This window comes from Stenotrophomonas maltophilia group sp. Smal13, assembly GCF_030236855.1.
Classification (GTDB): domain Bacteria; phylum Pseudomonadota; class Gammaproteobacteria; order Xanthomonadales; family Xanthomonadaceae; genus Stenotrophomonas; species Stenotrophomonas maltophilia_A.
The window spans coordinates 1-12,343 of the sequence record NZ_JASJSQ010000124.1 but is presented as its reverse complement, the minus strand read 5'-3'; the positions used below and the strand labels follow the sequence as shown (position 1 = coordinate 12,343).

9 protein-coding genes are annotated in these 12,343 nt (G+C 66.9%); 6 read left to right on the top strand and 3 right to left on the bottom strand.

The genetic code is table 11. From position 1 onward, the window contains the following. Positions 1-290: 290 nt before the first annotated feature. From QRO95_RS23655 to QRO95_RS23630, 6 genes are all read left to right on the top strand, one after another. Positions 291-2,756, top strand: coding sequence for a GH92 family glycosyl hydrolase (locus tag QRO95_RS23655; RefSeq protein WP_343237342.1), 2,466 nt, complete (start codon positions 291-293; stop codon positions 2,754-2,756). Positions 2,757-2,852: 96 nt separating this feature from the next. After that, a complete protein-coding gene (locus QRO95_RS23650) occupies positions 2,853-3,902 on the top strand; it encodes a LacI family DNA-binding transcriptional regulator (protein WP_049424705.1) in 1,050 nt (349 codons plus the stop codon). A 60-nt stretch (positions 3,903-3,962) separates the two neighbouring features. Then, positions 3,963-5,276, top strand: coding sequence for an L-fucose:H+ symporter permease (fucP, locus tag QRO95_RS23645; RefSeq protein ID WP_012510899.1), 1,314 nt, complete (start codon positions 3,963-3,965; stop codon positions 5,274-5,276). 7 nt (positions 5,277-5,283) lie between these two features. Further along, on the top strand, positions 5,284-6,279 hold the full coding sequence (locus QRO95_RS23640; protein ID WP_032130344.1) for a carbohydrate kinase: 996 nt from the start codon (positions 5,284-5,286) through the stop codon (positions 6,277-6,279). Next, positions 6,276-7,502 carry an AGE family epimerase/isomerase gene (locus QRO95_RS23635; RefSeq protein ID WP_100468325.1) on the top strand — a complete coding sequence of 409 codons (1,227 nt, stop codon included), beginning with the start codon at positions 6,276-6,278 and terminating at the stop codon, positions 7,500-7,502. The genes QRO95_RS23640 and QRO95_RS23635 overlap by 4 nt, the downstream gene beginning before the upstream one ends. A gap of 91 nt (positions 7,503-7,593) precedes the next feature. Further along, entirely contained in the window at positions 7,594-10,212 is a 2,619-nt protein-coding gene (locus tag QRO95_RS23630) for a glycosyl hydrolase 2 galactose-binding domain-containing protein (protein ID WP_285303606.1), read from the top strand. Between the two features lie 86 nt (positions 10,213-10,298). On the opposite strand, the gene mtnC is transcribed toward QRO95_RS23630, so the two are convergent. From mtnC to QRO95_RS23615, 3 genes are all read right to left on the bottom strand, one after another. Next, the gene (gene mtnC / locus QRO95_RS23625) at positions 10,299-10,994 is read right to left on the bottom strand and encodes an acireductone synthase (RefSeq protein ID WP_285303605.1); all 696 of its coding nucleotides are present in this window, start codon (positions 10,992-10,994) and stop codon (positions 10,299-10,301) included. Positions 10,995-10,997: 3 nt separating this feature from the next. Continuing rightward, positions 10,998-11,555, bottom strand: coding sequence for an acireductone dioxygenase (locus QRO95_RS23620; protein ID WP_014037028.1), 558 nt, complete (start codon positions 11,553-11,555; stop codon positions 10,998-11,000). Between the two features lie 92 nt (positions 11,556-11,647). Continuing rightward, positions 11,648-12,289: a methylthioribulose 1-phosphate dehydratase gene (locus QRO95_RS23615; protein WP_285303604.1), complete on the bottom strand. Its 642-nt coding sequence runs from the start codon at positions 12,287-12,289 to the stop codon at positions 11,648-11,650. Between the last annotated feature and the right edge of the window lie 54 nt (positions 12,290-12,343).

The following is a 12,343-nucleotide window of genomic DNA, read 5'->3' as shown; positions in this document are numbered from 1 at the left end:
CCCGCCTCCCCACAGGAAACCAGCTTCTGCTGTTGCTGTTGCTGTTGCTGTTGCTCCAGCTCGGAGCGGGTGCAGGGCGCAGCCCTGCCGAACACCCCCCTCTCATGCTGCGCCGCAGAATGCATTCGGCTGAACCTGCATGCTCTACTTGAATCGATCTAAATCCACGGTCTGGTGGGTCTGGCGTCATTCCAGGGGGAGCTCTCTGCCAGTCGAGGCAGGGGCTCAGCGGAACGATGCCGGACGGCCCCGGCCGTCTGCCTCCGCCTCATCGACTACAGGAACCCGACATGCGTCCAGTGCCGTCCGCTCCCGCCGTCCCATTGTCTTTGCGCCCGCTGGCGCGCCTGGCCTGCCTGCTCGCACTTTCGGCGTCGCCGATGCTGCTGCAGGCCGCGCCGGCCGCGCTGGAGCGCGAGGTCAATACCTTCATCGGCAGCAAGGACGACGGCAACACGTTCCCGGGTGCGTCGGCACCGTTCGGCCTGATCCAGGTCAGCCCGATCGGCAGCCACTATTCGGGCTGGCGCTACGACGACGAGAAGATCCGCGGTTTCGGCCACTCCTTCATCTCCGGCGCCGGCTGCTGGGAGCAGGGTGGGCAGGTGTCGGTGCTGCCGGTCACCGGGTCGATCGGTCCGGGTGGCGATTTCGATACCGGCAACGCGAAGGAGTTCGATCACAAGGCCTATGCCGCGTCCTACACCCACGACGGCGAGGTCGGCCAGGCCGGCTACTACAAGGTGCGGCTGACCAGCTACGGCGGCATCGATGCCGAGACCACCGCGCGTACGCGTGCCGCCGCCGAGCGCTACACCTTCAGCCAGCGCAGTGGCGATGGTCACGTGCTGGTCAATGTCGGCCAGGCCAACGAGCGCCACTCGGTGATCGGCAGCGTGGTCGATGTGGTCGGTGATCGTGTGGTCGAAGGCAAGCTGGTGACCAAGAGTTTCTGCGGCGGCCATCAGTACACCACCTGGTTCCGCATCGAGTTCGACCGCCCTTTCAAGGCGCATGGCACCTGGGGTGAGGGCGGTGGCCTGCCGGGTGCGCGCCACAGCATGGAAGGCGAGCAGAAGCCGAACGGTGCCTGGCTCAGCTTCGACCTGGCCAAGGGCCAGTCGGTGACGGCGGTCAGCGCGATCTCGCATGTGGATGCCGAAGGCGCGCGCATCAATCTGCGCGCGGATGGCATGCAGGGTGGGGCGCTGCTCGGTTTCGACCGCATGCGCGCACTGTCCCAGCAGTCGTGGCGCGAGCAGCTGGGTCGGGTGCGTGTGCAGGGCGGTACGGCCGATGACCGCACCGTGTTCTACAGCGCGGCCTACCACGCGCTGCTGCAGCCGATGACCGGCAACGATGCCGACGGCCGCTATCGCGGCTATGACGATGGTATCCACCGCGCCGATGGCTGGACCTACTACGAGTACTTCTCGTTGTGGGATACCTACCGCGCGCAGAACCAGTGGCTGGCGCTGACCCGCCCGGACGTGGCGCGTGACATCGGCCGCACCCTGCTGGCGATCGACGAGCAGGGGGGCTGGCTGCCGCGCTGGGGCTATGCCAACTTCGAGACCAACATCATGACCGGCGATCCGGTCACGCCGTTCATGGTCGACCTGTGGCGCTTCGGTGCGCTCAAGGGCCGTGAGTCACAGGCGTGGGACGCGCTGCGCCGCAACGCGTTCGGCACGCCGCCGCTGAACTCGCGCATGGCCGGCCGTTCCGGCAATCCGACCTATCTGGACAAGGGCTATGTGGTCTACGACCGTGCGTTCCCGTCCAAGGGCATGGACGTCGATCCGCACCATGGTGGTTCGGCCACCTTGGAATACGCGCTGGCCGACTGTGCGCTTTCGCAGATGGCCGATGGCCTCGGCCACGCGCAGGACGCGGCGACGCTGCGTGAGCGCGGCCGCAACTGGCGCAAGGTGTGGGACCCGCAGGTGCGTGACGCCGAGACCGGCTTCACCGGTTTCCCGCGCCCGCGTACCGAAGACGGCCAGTGGTACACGCCGGCCGATGGTCACTACAGCCCGCGCTCGCACCACGGTTTCCATGAAGGCACGGCGTGGCAGTACCAGTGGCTGGCGCAGCAGGACGTGCCGGGCCTGGTCGAAGCCATGGATGGCCGCGAACAGGCCGGCCGCCGCCTCGATGCGTTCTTCGCGATGGACGCGCTGCAGGCCGATCCACTCAATGCCGCCCGCAAGGAGTGGGTGGTCGGGCCGTACAGCTACTACAACCAGTTCCGCTACAACCCGAACAACGAGCCGGACCTGCACTCGCCGTGGCTGTACACGCTGATCGGCCAGCCGTGGAAGACTGCCGCCGTGGTGCGCGCCGCGCAGCAGTTGTTCACCAATGCGCCGAACGGCGTGACCGGCAACGATGACCTCGGCACGATGTCGGCCTGGTACCTGTTCAGTGCCATCGGCGTGTACCCGGCGGTGCCGGGCAGCGGCCAGTTCCTGCTGCACACCCCGCGCTTCAGCAAGGTGGAAGTGGACATGGGCAACGGTCGCACGCTGCGCATCGATGCGCCGGGCGCCGATGGCCGTCGCCTGCAGTACGTGCAGGGCGTGCAGGTCGATGGCCAGGTGCATGCACCGGTGTGGCTGGACTGGAACCAGCTGCAGCAGGGCCCGCGCCTGCAGTTCGCACTCGATGCGAAGGCGCCGGAGCAGGGCTGGGGCACGGCGGTGAAGGACCTGCCGGTATCCTGGTGCGCTGCACCGGGCAGCCAGCTGCGCTGAGACGGACTGTGCCGTTCGCGGTGACCCAGCGAACGGCACGGCACGACAGGGCCCTGATCCATTAGGCTTGAGCCTCCAGCGGAGTCCGGGAAGACGATGAACGACAACGGCAGCAGTCCCAGCAAGCGCGCCGGCAAGGCGGTGACGGTGACCGACATCGCGCGTGCCATCGGCGTGTCACGGGCAACCGTGTCGCTGGTGCTGCGCGGCAGCCCGCTGGTCAACGTCGATACCCGGGCCAAGGTGGAGGCCGAGTTGCGTCGCCAGCGCTATGTCTACAACCGCGCGGCGGCCAACCTGCGCCGGCGGACCTCGTCGAGCATCGCGCTGGTGATCAACGATCTGTCCAACCCGTTCTTCGCCGAATTCGCGTCCGGCGTGGATGAGGCGCTGGGCGGACGCGGTTACGTGACCCTGCTCGGCAGTACCGGTGAATCGCCGGAGCGGCAGCAGGCGGTGCTGTCCACGTTGATGGAGCACACGCCGGCCGGCCTGATCCTGTCGCCGGCCGAGGGCAGCGATACCGCGCTGCTGCGGCAGGCACTAGGTGCCAATGCCAACGTGCTGCTGTTCAACCGCGAGCTGGACGGGGCCGACTGGGATTTCCTGACCCTGGACAACCAGCACGGCGCCTATCTGGCCACGCGCCACCTGATCGAACGCGGCCATCGCCAGATTGCCTTCTTTGGCGGCCACGCTGCATCGAGCTCGTGCCACCAGCGCCGTGCCGGTTTCCAGCAGGCGCTGGCCGAGGCCGGTCTGTCGCTGCCGCCGGGCTGGATGATCGAGTCGGCGCCGAACCGCCTGGAAGCTGCGGCGCGCACCGATGAGCTGTTTGCCGACGGACATCGCCCGAGTGCAGCGGTCTGCTACAACGACACCGTCGCGCTGGGTCTGATGCTGGGCTTGAACTCGCGTGGCATCCGTCCGGGCGGTGACTTTGCCGTTACCGGATTCGATGATATTTCCGAGGCATCGGTGGCGGTGCCGCCGTTGACCACGCTCACCGCTGACCCACGCGAGCGTGGCCGGCAAGCTGCCGCGCTGCTGCTGCAACGACTGGACGAGCCGGACGCGCCGCCACGGCGCACGGTCGCGCCGGTGCAGCTGCGCATCCGCGAAAGCAGTGCCGCACGACCGAACTGATTTCCTTCCTACACCCCTTCCACGCAACAACGACCTTCCGCGCATCGAGGCGCGTACCGCATGCCGATCTCCGCAACGCCCCGTCCATCGGGTTCCTCGGGCAACGCACCTGCCGTCACCAACGGCAAGGCGCTGGCTGTCGTCACCACGATCTTCTTCATGTGGGGCTTCCTGACCTGCCTCAATGACATCCTGATCCCGCACCTGAAGGCGGTGTTCGAGCTGAACTATGCCAAGGCGATGCTGGTGCAGTTCACCTTCTTCGGCACCTATTTCCTGATGTCGCTGCCAGCGGGTCGGCTGGTGGCGGCGCTGGGTTACAAGAAGGGCATCGTTGCCGGTCTGGTGATCGCTGGTATCGGCGCGCTGGGCTTCTGGCCGGCGGCCGAGCTGCGCGTGTACGGCGCCTTCCTCGGCGCGCTGTTCGTGCTGGCCACTGGCATTACCGTGCTGCAGGTCGCTGCCAATCCCTACGTCGCGCTGCTGGGCCCAGAGCAGACCAGCTCCAGCCGCCTGACCCTGGCGCAGGCGCTGAACTCGCTGGGCACGGCCATTGCGCCGATTTTCGGCGGCATGCTGATCCTGTCCAACACGGTCAAGAGCGCCGATGAACTGAACGCGCTGCCGGCCGCCGAACAGCTGGCCTACCGCGCCGCCGAGGCGCAGGCCGTGCAGGGCCCGTACGTGGGCCTGGCAGTGGCGCTGGTGCTGCTGGCGCTGTTCGTGTTCCTGTTCCGCCTGCCGGCGCTGAGCGACGCCACCGAGCAGGCCGACCAGGGCCACCACCACAGCTATCTGGATGCGCTGCGCAAGCGCCACCTGTTGCTGGGTGTGCTGGGCATCTTCTTCTACGTCGGCGCCGAAGTGTCGATCGGCAGCTTCCTGGTCAACTATCTGTCGATGCCGAGCATCGGCGGCTTCAGCGAACAGGAAGCCACGCACTACGTGTCGGCCTACTGGACGATGGCGATGATCGGCCGCTTTGCGGGCTCGGCGCTGCTGGCGCGCTTCTCGCCCAGCCGTCTGCTGGCGATCTTCGCGCTCGTCAACGTGGGCCTGCTGGCCACGACCATGCTGACCTCCGGCAACGTCGCGTTGTACTCGGTGGTGGCGATCGGCCTGTTCAACTCGATCATGTTCCCGACCATCTTCGCGCTGAGCATCGAGCGCCTGGGCCCGCTGACCAACAAGGGTTCCAGCCTGCTGATCATGGCCATCGTCGGCGGCGCCGTGGTGCCGTACCTGCAGGGCGTGCTGGCCGACCACATCGGCGTGCAGGCCAGCTTCATCCTGCCGCTGCTGTGCTACGGCTACATCATTTTCTACGGACTGGTCGGCGCGCGTACGCCGGCTTCCGCAACGCAGGGAGGCTGAGTCCGGAATGGGTGCCATTGTCTGCTTCGGCGAAATTTTGATCGATCTACTAGCGCAGCCGCCGGCCTCGGCCGATACCCCGCGCGCGTTCCTGCAGTACGCCGGCGGTGCGCCGGCCAACGTCGCGGTGGCGGCTGCGCGGCTGGGGGCGAAGACCCAGTTCGTCGGCATGCTTGGCCGCGACATGTTCGGTGACTTCCTGGCCGACAGTCTGGTCGAGCACGGCGTGGGCACGGATTACATCGTGCGCACCGACGCCGCCAAGACTGCGTTGGCCTTCGTCGCGCTGGATGCCAGTGGCGAGCGCAGCTTCAGTTTCTACCGCCCGCCGGCGGCTGACCTGCTGTTCCGTGACAGTGACTTCCAGGCGGAGTGCCTCGACAGCGCGCAGTGCTTCCACGTCTGTTCCAACAGCCTGACCGAGCCGGCCATCGCCGAGGCGACCTTCGCCGGCATGGAGCGCGCCCGTGCCGCCGGTGCGGTGGTCAGCCTGGACCTCAACCTGCGCCCGGCTCTGTGGCCAGCCAACGAAGATCCGACGCCGCGCCTGTGGCAGGCGCTGGAGCGCGCCGACCTGGTCAAGCTGTCGCGCGAGGAGCTGGATTACCTGGCGGCACCGCTGGGTGCCGATGGCGAGTCAGTGGTGCTCAAGCGCCTTCTGGCCGCGCAGGCGCGCTGGGTAATCGTTACCGATGGTGCGGCCACGCTGCACTGGTACACGCGCGACAACCACGGCACGGTCACCAGCTTCCGCGTGGCCACCGTCGATACCACGGCCGCCGGCGATGCCTTCGTCGGTGGCGTGCTGGTCGGCCTGCTGGAGCGTGGTGGGGCGGGCGCAGGCTTTGCCGCGTTCTGCCAGGACCCGGAGGCGATCACCGCCACGCTGCGCTTCGGCGCCGCCGTGGGTGCGCTGGCTGTTACCCGCAAGGGCGCGTTCGCCGCGATGCCCTCGCTCGATGAAGTGCAGCAGCTGCTGCAGGCCCAGGACATTACCGCATGAGCACCTCGCCCGATTTCCGTTCGCCCGCGTTCCTGCGCGCGCACATCGCCGACACGATGGCGTTCTACCACCCGCGCTGCATCGATCCGGACGGCGGCTTCTTCCATTACTTCCGCGATGACGGCAGCATCTACGATGCCAGCCACCGCCACCTGGTGAGCAGCACCCGCTTCGTCTTCAACTATGCGATGGCCTACCGCGAATTCGGCAACGCCGAATACCGGGAGGCTGTCGAGCATGGCGTGCGCTATCTGCGCGAGGTGCACCGCAACCCGGCCACCGGCGGTTATGCCTGGACCCTGCGCGACGGCAAGGTCGAGGACGATATGAACCACTGCTACGGCGTGGCCTTCGTGCTGCTGGCCTACAGTTGCGCGCTGAAGGCGGGCATCGAGCAGGCGCGCGACTGGATGGACGAGACCTGGCAGCTGCTGGAAGCACGCTTCTGGGAGCCGCAGCATGGCCTGTACAAGGACGAGGCTGACGGCCAGTGGAGCTTCACTGGCTACCGCGGCCAGAACGCCAACATGCACATGTGCGAGGCGATGCTGGCCGCGTTCGAGGCCAGTGGCGAGCAGCGCTATGTCGAGCGCGCGCTGCAGCTGGCCGACAACATGACCCGCCGCCAGGCCGCCAAGGCCGGTGGCCTGGTCTGGGAACATTACGATGTGAACTGGGAAATCGACTGGGACTACAACCTGGACGATCCCAAGCACCTGTTCCGCCCGTGGGGCTTCCAGCCGGGGCATCAGACCGAGTGGGCCAAACTGCTGCTGATCCTCGATCGCCACGTGCAGGCCGACTGGCTGGTGCCGACCGCGCAGCATCTGTTCGACGTCGCCGTCGCACGCAGTTGGGACGACACCCGTGGTGGCCTGTACTACGGCTTCGCACCGGAATCGCGCCGACAGCCCGGTATGGACGGCGCCCCGATCGGTGGCGACAGCTTCGTCTGCGACGACGACAAGTATTTCTGGGTGCAGGCCGAAACGCTGGCGACCGCCGCGCTGATGGCCAAGCGTACCGGCGATGACCGCTACTGGCAGTGGTACGAACGCATCTGGGCGTATTCGTGGGAGCACTTCGTCGACCACCAGTACGGTGCATGGTTCCGCATTCTCGATGCCGACAACCGCAAGTACAGCGACGAGAAAAGCCCGGCCGGCAAGGTGGATTACCACACCATGGGCGCGTGCTACGAAGTGTTGAACGTCGTGCGTTGAAGATCGTTCGAATGCAGTAGTGCCAGGCCATGCCTGGCAATCCGAAATCGGTAGCGCCGGGTCACGCCCGGCGGAAAAACAGGAGCGCCACGTGCATCGCCTTTCCCTCGTTGTCCGTCTGCTCCTGCTGCTGACTGCAGCCATCTCCTTCCCGGTGGCCGCAGCCCCGCTGCAGGCGCAGTGGGAATTCCGCATGCTGCCCGGCGACGCGCAGGGCGCCGCGCGTCCAGGCCTGCAGCAATGGCGTGCGGCGAAGGTGCCGGGCAGCGTGCACACCGACCTGCTGGCGCATGGGCTGATCCGCGATCCGTACGTCGGTGCACCCGAGGCCGAGCTGCAATGGATCGGCCTGGCTGCCTGGGAGTACCGCGCCCGCTTTGACGTGGATGCGGCGACGCTGGCCAAGCCGAATGCCGAGCTGCGTTTCGACGGGCTGGATACCTACGCCGAGGTCAGCCTCAACGGCAAGCCGCTGCTGCGCGCGGACAACGCGCACCGCACGTGGCATGCACGTGTGGACGGGCGCCTGCGCGCGAACGGCAACGAACTGCAGATCGTGTTCCGCTCACCGATCCGCACGCTGCTGCCGGGCGTGCAGGCAATGCCGCACAAGATCGCTGGCAATTACCCGTCGCCCTATGGCGATGAGCCGAAGGAGGCGATGGTCGGCAACTTCGCGCGCAAGCCGGCCTACCACTTCGGCTGGGACTGGGGCCCGCGTTATGTCACCGCCGGGGTCTGGCGCGGGGTCGACCTGCAGGCCTGGGACGCGCACCGCCTGACCGATCTTGCCGTGCGTACCGATGCATTGAGCGCGGAGCAGGCGAAGCTGGCGGTGTTGCTGCAGGTGGAGCAGGGCAGCACTGCCGGTTCTGCGATGGTCACTGTGGATGTGCAGGATCCGGAAGGCCGCAACGTGGCCCAGGTGCAACGCACGGTGTTGCTGAAGCCGGGCCAGAATACGGTTGAGCTGCCGGTTGAGCTGGCCACGCCGCGGCGCTGGTGGCCGGTGGGCCATGGTGCGCAGGATCGCTATACCGTGAAGGCTGGCCTGGATGGTGGCGGCGATGCAACGCTGGCGCGCGAGCAGCGCATCGGCCTGCGCACGGTCGAACTGCGCCGCGAGGAAGACGGCAAGGGAGGGCAGGGCTTCGCCTTCGTCATCAATGGTGTGGAGATCTTTGCCAAGGGCGCCAACGTCATTCCGTTCGATGCCTTCCCCGCACGCGTCGATGCCGCACGCCTGCGCCAGGTGCTGACCGCCGCGCGCGACGCCAACATGAACATGCTGCGCAACTGGGGCGGCGGCTACTACGAGGACGATGCGTTCTTTGACATCGCTGATGAGCTGGGCCTGCTGGTCTGGCAGGACTTCATGTTCGGCGGCGGCATGCAGCCGGGCTACGATCCGGCCTTCCGGGCAAGCGTGGTGGCCGAGGCGCGCGACAACGTGCGCCGGCTGCGCCATCACCCCAGCATCGTGCTGTGGTGTGGCAACAACGAGGAGGAAACCGCCTGGAAGGACTGGGGTCACGGCCGCGACCTGAAGGCAGCTGACCCGGCATTTGCGGCGAAGGTCTGGCAGGGCTACGTCGACCTGTTCGGCAACGACCTGCGCCAGGTGGTGGGCGAGGAAGGGCTGGGCGTGCCGTACTGGTCCAGCTCGCCCAGCAACGACCTTGACGAGAAGGCCAACGATTCAACGCGTGGCGACAAGCACTACTGGCAGGTCTGGGGCAATCCGGCGTTGCCGGTGCAGGCCTACCTGCGCGAGACCCCGCGCTTCATGTCCGAGTACGGGCTGCAGGCGTGGCCGTCGGTGGCGACGGTGGACCAGATCGCCACCCGCGCCGAGCAGCGCATCGACAGCCCGGTGATCCGCGCGCACCAGAAATTCATGGCCGGCGAGGGCAACAGCCGCCTGCTGCACTACATCGAACTGGGCTACGGCACGCCGAAGGACTTCGAGGACTTCGTCTACCTCAGCCAGGTGATGCAGGCCGATGGCATCGCACTGGCGGCGCTGCATCATCGCGCCTCGCGGCCGTACACGATGGGCTCGCTGTACTGGCAGCTCAACGACGTCTGGCCAGGTGCTTCATGGTCCAGCGTGGACTACTTCGGTCGCTGGAAGGCGCTGCACTTCGCCGCGCGGCGTTTCTTCGCGCCGGTGGCGGTGGCGGCGTTGCGCGACGAGGGCAGTACGCGGGTGCGCCTGATCAACGACGGTGCCGCGCTGGATGCACGCTGGCGGTTGCGGGTGATGGATGTAGACGGCAAGGTGCTTCGCCGCCGCGAGGAAGCGGTGTCGCTGGCTGCCGCCGGTGTCACTTCGATCGGTGATTTCCGCGACGCCGAATTGCTGGCCGGTGCCGATCCAAAGCGCACGGTGGCCGTGTTCGAACTGCTGCAGAACGGGGCGGTGAGTGCCCGCCAGGTGGTTGGTTTCGTCGAGGCGAAGGACCAGGTATTGCCCCGACAGAAGCTGAAGGCTGCCTTGAGCATCGAGGGCGACCACTATCGCCTGCGGCTGGAAAGCGCGGCGTATGTGCGCGCGACGTGGATCGATTTCGGCGCGCTGGATGTGCAGGTCGAAGACAACCTGCTGGACCTGCTGCCGGGCGAAACCCGCGATATCGCGGTGCGCGGTCCGGTGGATCTGGTTACCCTTCGCGAAGCGCTGAAGGTGAAGACTCTCAACGACCGTTGAGCAAAAAAGGGGACGGAGGGGATTAAGTCGTTTGTGGCACACATGGGCCCCAAACGACTTAATCCCCTCCGTCCCCTTTTTCTTGCTTACAGCTGGATCTGCTGGAAATTCTCGACGCGCTGGTGACCGTTGGCGGCCTGGCCGGTGCGCGGCAGCGGGTAGTCGTCCAGGCGATCAATCAGGCGGGTCTGCAGGCCGGCTTCGCGGGCGGCATCCAGTTCTTCCACCACATCCGACAGGAACAGGATCTCGCCGGCCGGCACGCCAATGGCCTGCACGATGCGGCGGTAGCTGTCGGCCTCGCGCTTGCCGCCGACTTCGGTGTCGAACCAGCCCGACACCAACGGGCTGAGGTCACCGGCGTCGCTGAAGCCGAAGAACAGCTTCTGCGCCGGCACCGAGCCGGAGGAGTACACGTACAGCGGCAGGCCGGAGGCGTGCCAGCCCTTCAGCACCGGCGCCACTTCCGGGTAGAAGTGCGCGGTGTAGTCGCCGCGGCGGTAGCCTTCGTCCCAGATCAGCCCCTGCAGCGCCTTCAGAGCGGTGTGCTTGCGGTCCTGGTCGATCCAGCCCTGCAGCGTCTCGGCCACCAGGCTGTCCTGGCAGGCGCCGCCGATCTCGGTGGCCACCGCATCCAGCCAGCGGCGGACTTCCGGCTGCTGGCCGTGCTCGGCGACGAACGCGGGCAGCGCCTTGCGGGCATAGGGGAACAGCACGTTCTTGACGAACGAGATGCTGCTGGTGGTGCCTTCGATGTCGGTCAGGATGACGCGGGGCTGCATGGATCAGGACGCCTGGGTGGGTACGTAACGGGGGAACTTCTGCGCGATGTCGGTGCCGGTGAAGTGACCGACCCAGCCATCCGGTTCGGTGAAGAAGCGGATCGCCACGAAGCTGGGCTCGTCGCCCATGTCGAACCAGTGGGTGGTGCCATCGGGTACGGCGATCAGGTCGTCCTTCACGCACTCGATCTCATAGACCTTGTCACCCACGTGCAGGGTGAACAGGCCGGAGCCTGCGACGAAGAAGCGCACCTCGTCTTCCTTGTGGAAGTGTTCGTCGAGGAACTTCCTGCGCAGCTCGGCGCGGTTCGGGTTGTCCGGGGCGATCGAGGCCACGTCCACGCTCTTGAAGCCGCGCTCGGCAACCAGGCGGTCGATGTCGGCGCGGTAAGCGGCGAACACTTCATCCTGGCTGGCGCCCGGTGCGACCGGTGCGGTGGCCTGCCAGCGCTCGAAGGTGACGCCGATCTTCTGCAGCTCGGCAGCGATGACCGCGCCGTCCTGGGTATCCAGAAGCGGCGATTCGGGGCGGGTGTCGTCGTAGATGCGCAGTCGGCTCATGGCGGCAGCTTGAACGTCTCGGGGGGAAGACAGGGTAGCAGGGTGGGCAAGCGGTGCAGATTCCGGATCGGCATCTGCACCTGCGTGCGGGTTCAGCCGCGCAGCTTGCGCAGTTCCAGCTCGCAGTGGAACAGGAACTCGAACGCTTCCAGGTGGCGGCGTGCCTCGGCCATGTCGCGGCCCCAGGCATACAGGCCGTGGCCGTCGATCAGGTAGCCCCACAGGTTCTGACGGTCGAGCAGGTCATCGACCTGCTTCGAAAGCACGTTCATGTCCTGGGTGTTGGCGAACACCGGCACGTCGATGGCCATCTCGTGGGTGCTGTTGCCGGCGAAGGCCTTCAGCAGCTCGTAGCCTTCCAGGCGGATGTGGCCCTGCGGCGCGTCGAGGTGCGCGGCGACGGTCTTCACCGGCGAGTGGGTGTGCAGCACGCAGCCGATTTCCGGGAAGCGGCGGTACAGCTGGGTGTGCAGCAGGGTTTCGGCGGACGGGCGCAGCGGGCGGCCGACGGCCAGGCCGTCGAAGTCCACCACCATGATGTCGTCCTCGATCAGGCGGCCCTTGTCCTTGCCGGAGACGGTGATCGCGGCGTGACGGTCGTCCAGGCGGTGGGAGAAGTTGCTGCTGGTGGCCGGGGTCCAGCCGGCGTGGGCCAGCTCGCGGACGTTGTCGATCAGCAGCTGGGCCAGTTCGCTCAGGCGCGCGGTGTCGTACGGGAGGGTGGGGGCGTTCATGCCGGCGATTTTACTGGATTCGGCCAACGGCTGAGCCCCTCGTGGCTGTCTCGC